Origin of the sequence: Burkholderia diffusa (genome assembly GCF_001718315.1) — a bacterium.
Lineage (GTDB): Bacteria > Pseudomonadota > Gammaproteobacteria > Burkholderiales > Burkholderiaceae > Burkholderia > Burkholderia diffusa_B.
The window spans coordinates 2,054,565-2,069,812 of the sequence record NZ_CP013363.1 but is presented as its reverse complement, the minus strand read 5'-3'; the positions used below and the strand labels follow the sequence as shown (position 1 = coordinate 2,069,812).

Annotated in this window: 14 protein-coding genes; 8 read left to right on the top strand and 6 right to left on the bottom strand. The window is 64.1% G+C overall.

Annotation, left to right across the window (positions count from 1 at the left end; all coding sequences use genetic code 11):
• The first annotated feature begins 44 nt into the window (after positions 1-44).
• Positions 45-1,460, top strand: coding sequence for a discoidin domain-containing protein (locus WI26_RS24500; protein ID WP_069227474.1), 1,416 nt, complete (start codon positions 45-47; stop codon positions 1,458-1,460).
• A gap of 368 nt (positions 1,461-1,828) precedes the next feature.
• Here the strand turns inward: WI26_RS24500 and WI26_RS31760 are convergent, their stop codons facing one another.
• The 6 genes from WI26_RS31760 to WI26_RS33125 form a co-directional block, all read right to left on the bottom strand.
• A complete protein-coding gene (locus WI26_RS31760; RefSeq protein WP_236849331.1) occupies positions 1,829-2,317 on the bottom strand; it encodes a hypothetical protein in 489 nt (162 codons plus the stop codon).
• Positions 2,314-2,988 carry a M35 family metallo-endopeptidase gene (locus WI26_RS24495; RefSeq protein ID WP_069227473.1) on the bottom strand — a complete coding sequence of 225 codons (675 nt, stop codon included), beginning with the start codon at positions 2,986-2,988 and terminating at the stop codon, positions 2,314-2,316. The genes WI26_RS31760 and WI26_RS24495 overlap by 4 nt, the downstream gene beginning before the upstream one ends.
• Entirely contained in the window at positions 2,975-3,526 is a 552-nt protein-coding gene (locus WI26_RS31755) for a PAAR domain-containing protein (protein ID WP_081051595.1), read from the bottom strand. Before WI26_RS31755 ends, WI26_RS24495 begins: the two co-directional genes overlap by 14 nt.
• A 10-nt stretch (positions 3,527-3,536) precedes the next feature.
• Positions 3,537-4,199, bottom strand: a complete 663-nt coding sequence (locus tag WI26_RS24490; RefSeq protein ID WP_069227472.1) for a hypothetical protein — start codon at positions 4,197-4,199, stop codon at positions 3,537-3,539.
• A gap of 542 nt (positions 4,200-4,741) precedes the next feature.
• A complete protein-coding gene (locus tag WI26_RS24485; protein ID WP_069227471.1) occupies positions 4,742-5,767 on the bottom strand; it encodes a GlxA family transcriptional regulator in 1,026 nt (341 codons plus the stop codon).
• A gap of 20 nt (positions 5,768-5,787) precedes the next feature.
• Positions 5,788-6,207 carry a hypothetical protein gene (locus WI26_RS33125; RefSeq protein WP_236849330.1) on the bottom strand — a complete coding sequence of 140 codons (420 nt, stop codon included), beginning with the start codon at positions 6,205-6,207 and terminating at the stop codon, positions 5,788-5,790.
• 9 nt (positions 6,208-6,216) lie between these two features.
• On the opposite strand from WI26_RS33125, the gene WI26_RS24480 reads away from it, so the two are divergent.
• The 7 genes from WI26_RS24480 (at position 6,217) to WI26_RS24450 (ending at position 15,199) form a co-directional block, all read left to right on the top strand.
• Positions 6,217-7,491, top strand: a complete 1,275-nt coding sequence (locus WI26_RS24480; protein ID WP_069227470.1) for a serine hydroxymethyltransferase — start codon at positions 6,217-6,219, stop codon at positions 7,489-7,491.
• A 42-nt stretch (positions 7,492-7,533) separates the two neighbouring features.
• Positions 7,534-8,505 (top strand): dipeptidase, encoded by a 972-nt coding sequence (locus WI26_RS24475; protein ID WP_006488981.1) that lies wholly within the window; start codon positions 7,534-7,536, stop codon positions 8,503-8,505.
• 138 nt (positions 8,506-8,643) lie between these two features.
• The gene (locus tag WI26_RS24470; protein ID WP_059466849.1) at positions 8,644-9,177 is read left to right on the top strand and encodes a DUF5943 domain-containing protein; all 534 of its coding nucleotides are present in this window, start codon (positions 8,644-8,646) and stop codon (positions 9,175-9,177) included.
• A gap of 74 nt (positions 9,178-9,251) precedes the next feature.
• The gene (locus tag WI26_RS24465; RefSeq protein WP_059466848.1) at positions 9,252-11,315 is read left to right on the top strand and encodes an NADH:flavin oxidoreductase; all 2,064 of its coding nucleotides are present in this window, start codon (positions 9,252-9,254) and stop codon (positions 11,313-11,315) included.
• A 2-nt stretch (positions 11,316-11,317) separates the two neighbouring features.
• Positions 11,318-13,243, top strand: a complete 1,926-nt coding sequence (locus tag WI26_RS24460) for a (Fe-S)-binding protein (protein WP_069227469.1) — start codon at positions 11,318-11,320, stop codon at positions 13,241-13,243.
• Between the two features lie 4 nt (positions 13,244-13,247).
• The gene (locus tag WI26_RS24455) at positions 13,248-14,417 is read left to right on the top strand and encodes an electron transfer flavoprotein subunit alpha/FixB family protein (protein WP_069227468.1); all 1,170 of its coding nucleotides are present in this window, start codon (positions 13,248-13,250) and stop codon (positions 14,415-14,417) included.
• A complete protein-coding gene (locus WI26_RS24450; RefSeq protein ID WP_069227467.1) occupies positions 14,414-15,199 on the top strand; it encodes an electron transfer flavoprotein subunit beta/FixA family protein in 786 nt (261 codons plus the stop codon). Before WI26_RS24455 ends, WI26_RS24450 begins: the two co-directional genes overlap by 4 nt.
• Positions 15,200-15,248 lie beyond the last annotated feature (49 nt).

The window sequence follows — 15,248 nt, the reverse complement described above, 5'->3', positions numbered from 1 at the left end:
GGACCGGATCTGCTGCGTCCTTACCTTACCCGGAAGCAACCAGCGTGAAATCGAAGTTCCTCGTCGCGGGCCTCGTGGTCGGCCATGCGCTCAACCTGCTGCACGGCGGCGTCGCCGAAGCGGCCTGCATCAACAATCCCCCGACTCAGTCCAACGCATCGTTCCCGGCCGCACTGACCGGCAAGCTCGTCTATCACAGCTACGTCAAGTACGGCGACGGCACGAGTCAGCTGTTCCTGTATGACTTTTCGGCCCGCACGCTCACGCAGTTGAGCAAGAGCAGCTGGGGCATCACCGATCCGATGAACGGCGTGTTCAGCCCCGACGGCAAGTGGCTTGCGTTCATGGGCATCAGCAACGGCGCATGGAACGTGTTCATGCTGCAACTCGGCGCCGGCACGCCGCCGGTCAACCTGACGAACAGCACGGGCGCGACGCGCAACGAGGATCCGAAGTTCAGCGCCGACGGCAAGACGCTCGTATTCAAGCAGAACGGCGACGTGAAGCAGGGCACGCTGTCGTACACGAGCGCGGGCCCGGTGTTCACGTCGGTCGTGAGCCTGACCAACGCACCGGCCGGCGCCGAATACTCGATGCCGTTCCTCGCGCCGGACGCGAGCGCCGTCTACTACGCGACGGGCACCGGCTCGAACATGGGACTGATGAAGCGCACGATCGCGACGGGCGCGACGGCGGTGTTCGATCATCCGGCCGGGTTGCAGACCTACTATCCGATCGTGCGCGGCGACGGCATGGTGTTCTATGCGCGCTGGAAGGACTCGGGCGGCGCCGACCAGATCTATGCGAAGACTGCAGACCCGGCATCGACGCCGAACGCGCTGCCGATCAGCGACTGCATGAGCAACAACTCGGACCCGGCGCCGGTGACCGGTACGAACTACGTGTTCTTCTCGTCGACGACGGCGGGCGGCTACCAGCTCTATGTGGGCGACGTGACGACCGGCCAGCGCTGGAGCCTGTCGCAATTCGGCGTGAACGCCGACGCGACCAAGGCGAAGCTCGGCTCGAGCTACTACGGCGGCCCGGCCGCCGCGCAGCCGACGTTGCTGTCGCAAGGTCGTCCGGCTGCTGCGTCGGCGAGCTACAACGCGTCGTTGACGCCGGACAAGGCGTTCGACGGCAACACGACGAGTACGCGCTGGGATTCGCCGGAAGGCGCGGGCGTCGATCCGCAATGGATCTCCGTCGATCTCGGTGCAACAAAGAAGATCAGCAGAGTCGATCTCTACTGGGACGCGGGCGCGCTCGTCTACCAGATCCAGACGTCCAACGACAACGCGAACTGGACGACGGTCTATTCGACGAACAACGGCGTTTCGTATGGTCACGTCACGCTGCAGAACCTGAACGCGCAGGGCCGCTATGTGCGGATGCTGGGCACGAAGCGGGCGACGCAGTGGGGTTACTCGCTCGACGAGATGCAGGTGTGGGGATCGTAAGCGGGGAGGGAAGCGGTCTTCAAGGTCTCGATCGCGAGCGGCTGACCCAGTAGCGAAAGACGGCCCGCTTTGCGCGGGCCGATAAATGCACCGTGTAACGTCAGTGTGTCCTGGGTATCGGATTCAGGTTCGGGCAGCAGTGGTTGGGACATCGAGGGCTAACGTTCAGCTCGCCGGGCCGCCCTGATTGCCCGAATTCGTCCGGCTTGAAAACTGAGTATGGAAGACAAGGTCGATGTAATAGGCCAGCATGTTCGACGGACCGTCACACGCGAACGCTACAGGTGCGCAACTCAAGGTGAGCGCAGCGGCAGTCAGGAATTTGGTCGCCATCAACGATGGTCCCCAATTCGATTGGCGCTGAGACGTCAATTAACGGGTTTACTTCGAGGGCTCACGCGCGGGTCGTCACACATCCAGGCGCAGCTACCTTTGCATATCGGTGTCAGTTCCACGACCATCTGATGCGTGATGATTGTGCCGTCGGGCTGTCTTTCCGTCATTTCCTCAGTGAATGTCTTTTTGTCGATAAAAATATTTTCGGATTTGATGCCGAGCTGTTGCAAATACGATTTCGCAATTTTTGCGCGCGCATCCTTCAATTTGTCAACGTCATTTTCGGAAATATAGGCGCCGGCAATTACAACGGCTCGAATTTCCACATCGGGCCATTTCTTCGCTTCAATAGCGATATTCGCTATTGACACTCGGTCTGCGTTGGAAAACGCGGCTGTGTTCGGTGGAAATTTCACCTGTGTTTCTTCGCCAATGGTACATGCAGTGGCCCCGCCGGGCAGGAGTGACAGCATGGCGAAAAGGCAGGTTGCGACACTGAATTTGAGTGAATGTCCGATCATTGTTTGATTGTCCTGTCAAAGGTTGCGACATACCCGGTGATGCTGTCCGCGTTGGTGATGGCGCGATTGGGGTTCTGCATCGCGAATATTTTCATCCCAATTTCCGTGTCTCCATACATCACATCATCGGAATCGAATGTATCGGTGTAGTGCGTACATTCGTGAATCAGCACCTTTATTTTGCAGGCATGGTACAGCTCGCCGAAGGAATCGCTGCAAAATTTCGAATAGACAGCAATGAGTCGATTATGGGAGTCCGGCTTGCACACGGCGGCGTGGTTTCTACCGTCGTCCGGTACGATCGTGCAAGTCAGATTCCTGTTAACTTGACTATCCCATCGAACGATCTTTGCCGGAACAAGCTCCTGCATTGCCGCGAGCAATCGTGGCAAGCAGGAAGACAACGTGCTGCGAATCACTGCATCAGCGCGCCCGAAATAGGTCGTGGCACGCGCTTGTTCGCTGGCGTCCCATTGCGCTACCGCTGCAATGCGGTCCTTGATGAGCACGACGGCTGCGTCGCGTGCGCGCATGACGGTTTCGGCGAACTGCTCATTGCTCATGTTCGGGCATATCGGCGTAGTGTTGAGGTCGACATACACCTTGGAGCCGGGTGTCGTGTTCGTTGTAGCCGTGTCATGTACCAACACGTAGTCATCAGGAATCGGCATTACCGTCTCTCGCAATCTCGAATTTGAGTGATTCCGCATGTATGGATCTAACGCGCTGCGTATGGCCTGTTGCGTCTGTCGTGCCGGTAAATACCTTCCCGGATGACAGGCTGATCCGATAGCGGACATTCGCGAGCGGTCGCCCGCTGTCTATATCGCGCAACACGTATTGTTCGTCATGGGTGAACGACCCGTGCGCGTGGCGTGCTGGTGCGTATGGGGAATGTGTGGCCGGCGGTTTTGCCGCAGTGTGACCGCTGCCGCTCCCATAGAAAATCGTGCTGTCGCTACCGGCGACGAGCCGGTTTTTCCCGCATGGACAGAGCACTACGTCACCGTCCAGAGCAACACATCTTCCATGGTGGATCATGCGGTGAGCGCCACCCACTATCGGGAACGCGCCTTCGCAGTTTCCACACGTCGCCTTGTCGCCATCCACGGCTACCTGTTTGCCGTGATTGAACATCGTGGACGTAACCGCGATCACGACACCGCCCGTTGTTGTCGGGTCGCCGTGCCTGACTGCTCGTCGGCTCATGGTCGTTTCCTCAATCGAAGTTGGCAAAGACCCAATCACCGCACTCGGGGTCATAGATCGCGTATTGATCGATCGCCGTGCTTTCAGCAGCAATGGTCGACGGCATTCTTGCCAATGCTTCGGCCTGGGCCTCGGCAATCTGACCAGCGGTCCATTTATCCATCATGTCGAGTGTCCTGCTGAACCCGGACAGTCCGGCACGAAGATAGGCTGTTTCGATTTGGTCGACCACGCTGTCGGGAAACCGGATCGTGAAGTGATCGCGATGTTCGACCGGCACGTCGAAGGATGAAAAGGTGTAGGTCATCAACGGATGGCCGGCGTCGGAAACCGCCAATCGGCCGCCGGTCGCTCCGTAGGCATAGTTCACGGCGACCGAGAGTCGGCCGTGCTGCTCCATGAAATGACGGGTATCGACCTGCCGGAAATCGATTGGCCAGAAGTGGTCATCGTCGCGCGTGAGCGTTCGGGAGCCGATGATCGCGTCAAGCGGTGAAAGGTAGGTGCAAATGAACGGATCGGTCGTGCAGATCATTTGCATGTTGCCGCTATACGTCTGATCGGCTGCGTCGGACTTGAAGACCCGCGTGGTGTGTAGCTGCTTCACCATCGCGTAGAGCCGGATCGACGAATGAAGAAAATACGGACAATGGTCTGGTTCTTTTTCTGTCATTAGCCCGGATTTCACATGAGTGGACGAGCTATGAACGGTCGCCGGTAACGACCGGCTTGGATATCAGACGAGGATGATTTTTAGTTTTAACTTCGACTGAAAATGAAATGCCTTGACACTCAGCAATGACGAGGCGCTCGATGAGCGCGTGATCTCGACTCGTGTGACACGCCCCGTACGAGATGCGGCGACCTTAACCCGTAACGGACGCACTGCACGGATGCTCGCGCCGATCTTCGCGTGGGGCAACGGCGGACGAGGTCTCGCGAGGGACGCAGAATTTCTGTTCCAGGGAGTTGTCGGCATGGATGGGCGGCGCTGTCCCGGTGCGACGTCCCCAATTTCCGGTGGGCACGTTCTTGCAATTGGGGGGAGACCGCGGAGAGGGAACCCCGGCTACAGCAGCAATGCCGTCAGGAGACGTGGCGCGAATGCGTCGCGCCGAGAGGCCAGACCCGCTGCGTGGCGTTTGCGATCGCGCTTGCTTGGCCTCTCGGCATCAGGTTTCAAGACCGCAGAACTTTTATCGCACCACGCCCGCGTCACGCATGAATCAAATGAGCGGGAAACGCCGGCGCGCTTGCCGCCGTGCCCTGCGCGAGCGGTGCGACCTGCTTGCGGCGCTCGCGCGTCGGCGCGACGCCGAACGCATCGCGATAACTCTTGCTGAAGTGGCAGGCCGACTGGAAGCCGCACGCCATCGTGATGTGCATGATCGACATGTCGGTCTGCAGCAGCAACTCGCGCGCGCGGCGCAGCCGCAGCGTCAGGTAATAGTGCGTTGGCGTCATCCCGAGATGCTCGCGGAACAGGCGTTGCAGCTGGCGCTGCGACATGTTCGCGAGTCGTGCGAGTTCCTCGCGCGACAGCGGCTCCTCGATGTTGTTCTCCATCAGCGAGATCACTTCGAACAGCGACTTGTTCGCCGAGCCGAGCCGCGCGACGAGCGGCATCCGCTGTTGCGCGCTCGTGTCGCGCACGTGTTCGACGATGAACTGCTCGGCGATCTGCGTGACGCGCGCGGTGCCCACGCGCGCGGCGATCAGGTTCAGCATCATGTCGAGCGGCGCGACGCCGCCCGTGCACGTAATGCGGTCGCGGTCGATCACGAACAGTTCCTTCAGGAACCGCGTGTCAGGAAACTCTTCCTTCAGCGCCGACATGTTTTCCCAGTGGATCGCGCATGCGTAGCCCGCGAGCAGCCCCGACTTCGCGAGCGCATAGGTGCCCGTGCACAGGCTGCCGAGCGGTAGCCCCATGCGCGCGAAGCGGCGCAGCGTCGACAGATGGGCGGGCGTGGTCGCGCGTTGCACGTCGACACCGCCGCACACGAATACGATATCCGGCTGCCCCACGCATTCGGCCGGGCCCGTGTCGACCGTGAGGCCGTTGCTCGCCGTAACCGGGCCGCCGTCCGGGCTGATGATCGACCAGCGATAGAGCGGCTGGCCGCTCAGGTAGTTCGCCATCCGAAGCACCTCGATCGCATTGGTGAACGCGATCATCGTGAAGTTCGGCAAGGGCATGAACGCGAAGTGGGACAGCGACGCTGTGCGGTCGGGCGACATGGGGAGCGTTCCTTGAATCTCTAATAGCTTTTCGCCCGAGAGGCACGGGTCGGGCTGCCGTATTGTGTGAGCGAGCGCAACAAGCGTGCCATACGGCTAAACCCTAGCTCCATACGTTGTATGGGCGGAAAGCGGATGCTGCACTGCACCGTGAGCGGGCTGTGCTGCACCCTTGACGCGCAGCGCAGGCACCGGCGAAGTGCCTGTCCATGGATGAACGACTCACGCCGGTTCGCCAGGCCGTCTGAAAAAGTACGACCGGTCACTTGTACAAAACGGACGCGCATGGCGGAAAAGGCAAAGAACGCGTCTAAATTCATCAATCCGCCGAAAATCCGAACGACAAGAATAGAGCCGTCGGCAGCCTTGCACTGGATGCGCTGGAAACCCAGGTACGGCGGGCCTCGAGCTTCGGTTTCACGCCCTTTATTCTTCGTCACGGACGCACTATGTCGAACACCCAGCCTTTCTTCTCGCAGCCCCTTGCCGAGCGCGACGCGCCGGTGCGCAGCGCCATCCTGAAGGAGCTCGAGCGCCAGCAGTCGCAAGTCGAGCTGATCGCGTCGGAAAACATCGTGTCGCGCGCGGTGCTGGAGGCGCAGGGCTCGGTGCTGACCAACAAGTATGCGGAAGGCTATCCGGGCAAGCGCTACTACGGCGGCTGCGAATTCGCGGACGAAGTGGAGGCGCTGGCGATCGAGCGTGTGAAGCAGATCTTCAACGCCGGCTACGCGAACGTGCAGCCGCACTCGGGCGCGCAGGCGAACGGCTCGGTGATGCTCGCGCTGGCGAAGCCGGGCGACACCGTGCTCGGCATGTCGCTGGACGCCGGCGGCCATCTGACGCACGGCGCGAAGCCGGCGCTGTCGGGCAAGTGGTTCAACGCCGTGCAATACGGCGTGAACCGCGACACGATGCGGATTGACTACGACCAGGTTGAAGCGCTGGCACACGAGCACAAGCCGAGCCTGATCATTGCCGGCTTCTCGGCGTACCCGCGCGCGCTGGACTTCGCACGCATCCGCGCGATCGCCGACAGCGTCGGCGCGAAGCTGATGGTCGACATGGCGCACATCGCGGGCGTGATCGCCGCCGGCCGCCATGCGAACCCGGTCGAGCACGCGCACGTCGTCACGTCGACCACGCACAAGACACTGCGCGGCCCGCGCGGCGGCTTCGTGCTGACCAACGACGAAGAGATCGCGAAGAAGATCAACTCGGCCGTGTTCCCCGGCCTGCAAGGCGGCCCGCTGATGCACGTGATCGCCGGCAAGGCCGTCGCGTTCGGCGAAGTGCTGCACGCGGACTTCAAGACCTACATCGACAACGTGCTCGCGAACGCGCAGGCGCTCGGCGATGTGCTGAAGGCGGGCGGCGTGGACCTCGTCACCGGCGGCACCGACAACCATCTGCTGCTGGTCGACCTGCGTCCGAAGGGCCTGAAGGGCGCGCCGGTCGAGCAGGCGCTGGAGCGCGCTGGCATCACCTGCAACAAGAACGGCATTCCGTTCGACACGGAGAAGCCGACCGTCACGTCGGGCATCCGCCTCGGCACGCCGGCCGGTACGACGCGCGGCTTCGGCGTCCCCGAGTTCCGCGAGATCGGCCGCCTGATTCTCGAAGTGTTCGACGCGCTGCGCGCAAACCCGGAAGGCGACCACGCGACCGAACAGCGCGTGCGCCGCGAGATTTTCGCGCTCTGCGAGCGCTTCCCGATTTACTGATCGACGACCCCACAAAAGCAGAGACTGGAGCGAGAGGCAGATATGAGCACGCTGCATCAGGACAGCATCATCATCGACGGACTGAACATCTCGAAGTTCGAGAAGCCGGTGTTCGAAGACATGCGCCGTGGCGGCATCACGGCCGCGAACTGCACGGTGTCGGTGTGGGAGAACTTCACCAAGACCGTCGACAACATCGGCGTGATGAAGAAGAAGATCCGCGACAACGGCGAGCTGCTGACGCTGGTGCGCACGACCGACGACATCTTCCGCGCGAAGAAGGAAGGCAAGACGGGGATCATCCTCGGTTTCCAGAACGCGCACGCGTTCGAGGACAACCTCGGCTACATCGAGGCGTTCGCCGACATGGGCGTGCGCGTCGTGCAGCTTTGCTACAACACGCAGAACCTGGTCGGCACGGGCTGCTACGAGCGTGACGGCGGCCTGTCGGACTTCGGCCGCGAAGTGATTACGGAGATGAACCGCGTCGGCATCATGGTCGACCTGTCGCACGTGGGCGGCAACACGTCGTCGGAAGCGATTGCGTTCTCGAAGAAGCCGGTGTGCTACTCGCACTGCCTGCCGTCGGGTCTGAAGGAACATCCGCGCAACAAGAGCGATGCACAGCTGAAGGAAATCGCCGACGCCGGCGGCTTCGTCGGCGTGACGATGTTCGCGCCGTTCCTGAAGCGCGGTATCGAAGCGAACATCGACGACTACATCGAGGCGATCGACTACGTCGTGAACCTGATCGGTGAAGACGCGGTCGGCATCGGCACGGACTTCACGCAGGATTTCGCGAAGGAATTCTTCGACATGCTGACGCATGACAAGGGCCGCTATCGCCAGCTGACGAACTTCGGCAAGGTGATCAACCCGGACGGCATCCGCACGATCGGCGAATTCCCGAACCTGACTGCGGCGATGGAACGGCACGGCTGGAAGGAGTCGCGCATCCGCAAGATCATGGGCGAGAACTGGGTGCGCGTGTTCAAGGACGTGTGGGGCGCGTAAGCGCCGCCGCGCCGAACCGCTACCCGCGATTCAACACAACAACGATCGGGACGTGCCTGCGCAGGCCGCGCGGGCACGCGGACGATATCGCGCCTGCGCCCGAGCCGCGCGGCCAATTTTCCTCACGGAGTCACCACGATGCAACCGCAACTGCCGATCAACGTCGATCCCGATACCGGCGTCTGGACCACCGACGCGCTGCCGATGCTGTATGTGCCGCGCCACTTCTTCACGAACAACCACGTCGCCGTCGAGGAAGCGCTCGGTGTCGAGGCATACGCCGAGATTCTCTACAAAGCCGGCTACAAGTCCGCATACCACTGGTGCGACAAGGAGGCGAAGCTGCACGGGCTCACCGGCATGGCCGTGTTCGAGCACTACCTGAAGCGCCTGTCGCAACGCGGCTGGGGCCTGTTCTCGATCATCGAGGCCGATCCGGCCAGCGCGCGCGCGAAGATCGAGCTGCGCCACTCGTCGTTCGTGCTCCAGCAGCCTGGCAAGGAAGGCAAGCTCTGCTACATGTTCGCGGGCTGGTTCGCCGGCGCGATGGACTGGGTCAACGACACGACGCCGGAAGGCAAGGACGCGCCGCGCGCGCAGTCGAAGGAAGTGCAGTGTGCGGCCGAGCACCATGATCACTGCGTCTTCGAAGTGTCGCCGATCGCGCACTGACGCGCTGACATCACGACACAGCAACACAACAACACCCGCAACACGAGACATTCGAACGCCAGAGGTCGCCTGCGATGCGTTATCCCCACCTGTTCAAACCCATGCAGCTGAACCAGCTGACGCTGCGCAACCGGATCGTCAGCACCGCGCACGCGGAGGTGTATGCCGAGCCGGGCGGCCTGCCGGGCGACCGCTACATCCGCTATTACGAAGAGAAGGCGAAGGGTGGCGTCGGCCTCGCGATCTGCGGCGGCTCGAGCCCCGTGTCGATCGACAGCCCGCAGGGCTGGTGGAAGTCGGTGAACCTGTCGAACGACAAGATCATCGATCCGCTCACGCGCCTGGCCGACACGATGCACAAGCACGGCGCGAAGATCATGATCCAGGCGACGCACATGGGCCGCCGCTCGTCGTTCCACGGCGAGCACTGGCCGCATCTGATGTCGCCGTCGGGCGTGCGCGAACCGGTGCACCGCGGTAACGCGAAGATCATCGAGATCGAGGAGATTCGCCGCATCATCGGCGACTTCGCGGCGGCAGCGAAGCGCGTGAAGGCAGCCGGCATGGACGGCATCGAAATCTCCGCCGCGCACCAGCATTTGATCGACCAGTTCTGGAGCAAGCGTTCGAACCATCGCACCGACGAATGGGGTGGCAGCCTCGAGAACCGTCTGCGCTTCGGCATCGAGGTGCTGACGGCCGTGCGCGAGGCGGTCGGCAAGGACTTCTGCGTCGGCCTGCGGATGTGCGGCGACGAATTCCACGAGGATGGCCTCGATCACGAGGCGCTGAAGGAAATCGCGCAGGCGATGTCGGAGACGGGTCTGATCGATTACCTGAGCGTGGTCGGCTCGGGCGGCGACACGCACAACACGATCGCCAACTGCATGCCGCCGATGGCGCTGCCGCCGGAGCCGTTCGTGCACCTTGCGGCCGGCATCAAGTCGGTCGTGAAGATTCCGGTGATGCACGCGCAGAGCATCCGCGATGCGGGCCAGGCCGAGCGCCTGCTCGCGAACGGGATGATCGACCTGGTCGGCATGACGCGCGCGCAGATCGCCGATCCGCACATGGTGATCAAGATCCGCGACGGCCGGGAAGACGAAATCAAGCAGTGCGTCGGCGCGAACTACTGCATCGACCGCCAGTACAACGGCCTCGACGTGCTCTGCATACAGAACGCAGCGACGTCGCGCGAAGCGACGATGCCGCACATCATCGAGAAGTCGCGCGGTCCGAAGCGCAAGGTGGTGGTGGTCGGCGCGGGCCCCGCGGGGCTCGAGGCCGCACGCGTCGCGAAGCTGCGCGGCCACGACGTGGTGTTGTTCGAGAAGAACACCGAAGTGGGCGGCCAGGTCATGATCGCCGCGAAGGCGCCGCAGCGCGAACAGATGTCGGGGATCATCCGCTGGTTCGACATGGAAACGAAGCGCCTGGGCGTCGACCGCCGCCTCGGCGTCGCCGCCGACGAGAAGATGATCATGGCCGAGAAGCCGGACATCGTCGTGCTCGCCACGGGCGGTTCGAGCTTCACGTGGCAGGTGCCGGCGTGGGGCGTTGCCGACGGGCTGGCCGTCAGCTCGTGGGACATCCTGACCGGCAAGGTCGAGCCGAAGCAGAACGTGCTGCTGTTCGACGGCGTGAGCACGCATGCGGGCGCCGGCGTGGCCGACTTCATGGCGAGCCGCGGCTCGAAGGTCGAGGTGGTGACGCCCGACGTGAAGGTGGCCGACGATTGCGGCGGCACGACGTTCCCGATCTTTTATCGCCGCCTGTATGCGCTCGGCGTGATTCAGACGCCGAACACCATGCTCGATCGCGTGTACGAAGAGGACGGCAAGAAGATCGCCGTGCTGCGCAACGAATACACCGAGGAACTGGAAGAGCGCGCGGTCGACCAGGTGGTGATCGAGAACGGTTCGTCGCCGAATGACGAACTGTACTGGAAGCTCAAGCCGGAGTCGGTGAACCGCGGCCAGATCGATCCGCACACGCTGTTCGCGGCCGAGCCGCAGCCGTGCCTGTCGGAAGAGCTGGGCAACGGCCGCTTCCTGCTGTTCCGTGTAGGCGACTGCATCTCGATGCACAACGTCCACGGTGCGATCTACGACTCGCTGCGTCTCGTCAAGGATTTCTAAAGATGAATCCGGCTTTCCTCATTACCGCACTGCTGTGGCTGTCGGTGGCGGGGCTCGCGTTCGCGGTCGCGAAGCGCTCGTCCTACTGGCGTCTCGGGCGCGCGACGGCGCCCGGCTCATTCGGCGTCGCAAACCTGTTCGCGATCCCGAAGCGCTACTTCGTCGACCTGCACCACGTGGTCGCCCGCGATCCGTACATCGCGAAGACCCACGTCGCGACCGCCGGCGGCGCGATCGCCGCGCTCGCGCTGGTGTTCGTCAACTACGGCCTGGCGATCTACTCGCCGTGGCTCGACAAGCTGATCTTCCTCGCGGCGCTCGCGATGCTCGTCGGCGTGGTGTTCGTCTGGCGCCGCCGCGCGGCGAAGGACGTGCCCGCCCGCCTGTCGCGCGGCCCGTGGAATGCGCTGCCCTGGCTGCTCGGCTCGTTCGCGCTCGGCCTCGTGCTGTTCATGGTCGTGCCGGCCGGCGCGATGTCGGGTGCGTTCGCGGTGCTCTGCGCGCTGCTGATCGGCGCCGGCGCGTTCACGATGACCATCGGCGCCGCGAAGGGCGGCCCGATGAAGCATGCGATCGCCGGCCTGCTGCACCTCGCATTCCACCCGCGCCAGGAACGATTCGCGGCCACCCGTGAATCGTTCACGGGCAACGGCACGGCCACGCCGCCGACCGCGCTGAAGCTGCCGGACATCGAGCACGACGAGTATGGCGTCGCGAAGCCGGTCGAATTCCGCTGGAACCAGCTGCTGAGCTTCGACGCATGCGTGCAGTGCGGCAAGTGCGAAGCCGCTTGCCCCGCGTTTGCATCGGGCCAGCCGCTGAACCCGAAGAAACTGATCCAGGATCTCGTCGTCGGGATGGCGGGCGGCACCGACGCCGCATACGCCGGCAGCCCGACGCCGGGCCTCGCGGTCGGCCAGCATCGCGGCGAGCCGAACGGCCCGATCGTGTCCGGCCTGATCGAGGAAGAGACGCTCTGGTCGTGCACGACCTGCCGTGCGTGCGTGCAGGAGTGCCCGATGCTGATCGAGCACGTCGACGCGATCGTCGACATGCGCCGCAACCGCACGCTGGTGCACGGCACGGTGCCGGGCAAAGGCCAGGAAGTGCTCGCGAACCTGCGCGAGACCGGCACGATGGGCGGCTACGACACGGCTGCACGTTACGACTGGTCGGTCGACCTGAACGCACCCGTCGCGCAACCCGGCAAGCCGGTCGATGTGCTGTTCGTCGCGGGTGAAGGCGCGTTCGACATGCGTTACCAGCGCACGCTGCGCGCATTCGTGAAGGTGCTGAACAAGGCGGGCGTCGACTACGCGGTGCTCGGCGGGACCGAGACCGACACCGGCGACGTCGCACGCCGCCTCGGCGACGAAGCGACGTTTCAGCAGATGGCGAAGCGTCTGATCGGTACGCTCGGCTCGCTGTCGTACAAGCAGATCGTGACGGCCGACCCGCACGTGATGCACAGCCTGCGCAACGAATACCGCGCGCTCGGGCTGCGCGTGACGGTCAAGCATCACACGACCTACCTCGCGGAGCTGGCCGACAGCGGCAAGATCGCGCCGAAGGCCGTCGAAGCGCTGCGCGAGAAGCGCACCACGTATCACGACCCGTGCTACCTCGGCCGCTACAACGGCGAGACGGAATCGCCACGCAAGCTGCTGAAGACGATCGGCATCCAGGTCGTCGAGATGGAGCGCAACGGCATGCGCGGCCGCTGCTGCGGCGGTGGCGGCGGTGCGCCGCTGACCGACATCCCGGGCAAGCAGCGTATTCCCGACATCCGCATCGCCGACGCGCGCGCCATCGGCGCGGAGGTGGTCGCGGTCGGATGCCCGAACTGCACGGCGATGCTCGAAGGCGTCGTGGGCCCGCGCCCCGACGTGCTCGACGTAGCCGAACTCGTTGCCGCCTCGCTGGAGTGAGTCGATGAACACGATCAAACGAATCGATCCGCGCCGCCCGTTCATCATCACGGCCGCCGGCCTGAAGCGCATCACGCTCGGCGAGGAAGGCAGCGCCGACGCGAGCGTCGCGCAGTGGTCCGCGCACGGTCATGGCGCCGCGGCCGTGAAGCCGCGCCGCGCGGTGCAGGACCCGAAGCACGTGATGCTGGTGGTGGCGCACACCGAGCGCGGTGCGCTCGACGACCATGCGCGGCAGGCGATCGCCGCCGCCGCGGTGCTCGCCGACGCGCAGACGGAAGTGGCGCTGCTGGCGTTCGGCGAACTGAAGGATGACGCCGCGGCGCTCGGCGTCGACAAGCTGATCGAGCTGGTCGATTTCGATCGTCGCGCCTTTGCGCCCGAAAGCGAATTGCAGGCGTTGCAGGCGTGCGCCGCGGCGCTCGCGCCGAAGCACGTGTTCGTGCCCGACAACGCGACCGGCGACGGCGATCTCGGCCGGCGCTACGCGGCGGCCGCCGGCGCGAGCGTCGCGACCCACGTGGTCGAGATCGATGCGAAGCACGTCGGCGCGTATGCGCAGGCCGGCCGTGCGTTCGCGACGCGCGGATTGCCCGACGTGATCCTGCTCGCGCAGAACGCGGTCGAAGCGAAGCTGCCGTTCGTCGGCGCCGGCGAGCGCCTGGCCGCCGACTTCATTCGCCCGGCCGGCGACGCGGCGCAGCTGTACCGCGATCTCGGCCTCGAGGAAATCGACGCGGCGCAGGTCGCGCTGGAGGAAGCGGACTTCATCGTGTCGGCCGGCAACGGCGTGTCGGACATCGGCGCGTTCGAGCGGCTCGCAGGCGCGTTCGGCGCGGCGATCGGCGCGAGCCGTGTCGCCGTCGACAACGGTCACTTCACGCGCGACAAGCAGGTCGGCGCGACCGGCAAGACGGTCGAGGCCAGTGTGTACATTGCGTTCGGCATCTCGGGCGCGGTGCAGCACTTGCAGGGGATCAAGGACTGCCGTCACGTGATCGCGGTCAACCTCGACGGCAGCGCGCCGATCGCGAAGCGCGCGAACCTGACGGTGGTCGGCGACGCGCAGGCAACGATCGCCGCGCTGATCGAACAGGTGCAGGCCGCACGCGCGTCGCGTGGACAATCGCCGGCCGCGGTCGGCGCCCGTGAATCCGAAGGAGTCGCAGCATGAACGCCCCCCGCCAGTTGCAACGCATCGCGGTGCTCGTCTCCGTGGGCCGGCACCCCGTCAGCGGCACCGCGCGCTACAGCCGCAACGATGCTGCCGCGCTCGAGGTCGGACGCCAGCTCGCGGAGCGGCATCGCGCGCAGCTCGACGTGCTCCATGCAGGTGATCCCGCAAATGAAGCGCTTGCTGAATACCTCGCGCTCGGCGCACGGCAGGTCGAGGTGCTGGCCTGCCATGACGGCGACGATGCCGCGCACGCACTCGCCGCGCGCGTCGAAGGCTACGACCTGGTGCTGACCGGCACCCGCGCCGAGGGCGCGTACGACACCGGGATGCTGCCATATCGCGTCGCCGCGACCCTCGGCTATCCGCTCGTCGGCTCGGCTGTCGACGTGACGGTCGACGCCGGCCGTGCGGCGGTCCGGCAATTCTTGCCGAAAGGGTTGCGGCGGCGCGTCGACGCGGCGTTGCCTGCCGTCGTCGCCGTGCATCCGCTCGCCAACGTCGCGCCGCGCTACGCGTATGCGCGGCTGCGGGCCGGCACGATCCGCCCGGCGCTGACGTCGACCGGCGCGGATGCCGATGCCAGCGCGTGGAAGGTTGGCCCGATCGAGCGTAAACCCGTAAAACTGGTCGCCGCCGAGAAGCGCTCCGGGCATGCCCGGATGCTGTCGGCGACGACGACCGAAAGCCGTGGCGGCAACGTCGTAAATGAAGGGAGTTCAGTCGAAAAAGCACAAGTGATCCTCGCGTATTTGCGCGAGCATCAGCTCATCGACTACTGATTTTGATGCCTGTCGGCAACCACACTGGGACGCAAGGAATCCGGAGCAA

Bases quoted from the DNA above. Each gene is read 5' to 3' on its own strand.
- WI26_RS31760 (WP_236849331.1), bottom strand. From the start codon at position 2,317: ATGATCGGACATTCACTCAAATTCAGTGTCGCAACCTGCCTTTTCGCC.
- WI26_RS24495 (WP_069227473.1), bottom strand. From the start codon at position 2,988: ATGCCGATTCCTGATGACTACGTGTTGGTACATGACACGGCTACAACG.
- WI26_RS31755 (WP_081051595.1), bottom strand. From the start codon at position 3,526: ATGAGCCGACGAGCAGTCAGGCACGGCGACCCGACAACAACGGGCGGT.
- WI26_RS24490 (WP_069227472.1), bottom strand. From the start codon at position 4,199: ATGACAGAAAAAGAACCAGACCATTGTCCGTATTTTCTTCATTCGTCG.
- WI26_RS24485 (WP_069227471.1), bottom strand. From the start codon at position 5,767: ATGTCGCCCGACCGCACAGCGTCGCTGTCCCACTTCGCGTTCATGCCC.
- WI26_RS24480 (WP_069227470.1), top strand. From the start codon at position 6,217: ATGTCGAACACCCAGCCTTTCTTCTCGCAGCCCCTTGCCGAGCGCGAC.
- WI26_RS24475 (WP_006488981.1), top strand. From the start codon at position 7,534: ATGAGCACGCTGCATCAGGACAGCATCATCATCGACGGACTGAACATC.
- WI26_RS24470 (WP_059466849.1), top strand. From the start codon at position 8,644: ATGCAACCGCAACTGCCGATCAACGTCGATCCCGATACCGGCGTCTGG.
- WI26_RS24465 (WP_059466848.1), top strand. From the start codon at position 9,252: ATGCGTTATCCCCACCTGTTCAAACCCATGCAGCTGAACCAGCTGACG.
- WI26_RS24460 (WP_069227469.1), top strand. From the start codon at position 11,318: ATGAATCCGGCTTTCCTCATTACCGCACTGCTGTGGCTGTCGGTGGCG.
- WI26_RS24455 (WP_069227468.1), top strand. From the start codon at position 13,248: ATGAACACGATCAAACGAATCGATCCGCGCCGCCCGTTCATCATCACG.
- WI26_RS24450 (WP_069227467.1), top strand. From the start codon at position 14,414: ATGAACGCCCCCCGCCAGTTGCAACGCATCGCGGTGCTCGTCTCCGTG.